The organism is Winogradskyella sp. ECml5-4 (assembly GCF_036903175.1).
In the GTDB taxonomy this organism is placed as follows: domain Bacteria; phylum Bacteroidota; class Bacteroidia; order Flavobacteriales; family Flavobacteriaceae; genus Winogradskyella; species Winogradskyella damuponensis.
The window spans coordinates 1-579 of record NZ_JAYJLF010000085.1 but is presented as its reverse complement, the minus strand read 5'-3'; the positions used below and the strand labels follow the sequence as shown (position 1 = coordinate 579).

At 35.6% G+C, this 579-nt stretch carries 1 protein-coding gene; it reads right to left on the bottom strand.

Annotation, left to right across the window (positions count from 1 at the left end; all coding sequences use genetic code 11):
* A partial coding sequence (locus VDP25_RS17755) for a PorP/SprF family type IX secretion system membrane protein (RefSeq protein WP_334471993.1) occupies window positions 1-579 on the bottom strand: 579 nt, incomplete at both ends.

Sequence of the window (579 nt, the reverse complement as noted above, 5' to 3'; positions counted from 1 at the left end):
AAACGATGGTTTAAGTTCTGTATTTGGTGAAAGATCAAACACGTAACCACCAGTTAAGAAATAGTGCTGTGTTTCAGATCCTATTTTACGATTACCATCGTCTAAATGAACAGATGATAATAAGTTAGGTACAGATAATGATAAATAATATTTTTCAGTGTAGTAAAAGAAACCAGCACCAATGTTTGGTGTTGTTTCATTAATACCAAATCCAAAGAAAGGATCGTTAGTGTCTATCACAGCAACGTTTCCATTTGATAAATCAATGTCATGGAATGTAGCTCCTGCTTTAACACCAAAAGCTAAACGGTGTTCGCCGCCTAAGTTTAAGGTGTATGAGACATCTACATAAGCATTAGTTTCTTTAACAGGACCAATATTATCTGCAATAACAGATAATCCTATTCCAAGATTATTTCCAACTGGCGCATGACCAAAGAATGTACCTGTTTCAGGGCCGCCTTCAATTTTAGTCCATTGGTTTCTGTATAGTAGTCCAAAAGAAAGATTTTCTCTTGAACCTGCATAAGCAGGGTTTACTATATTCATATTATACATGTACTGTGTGTACTGAGGGTC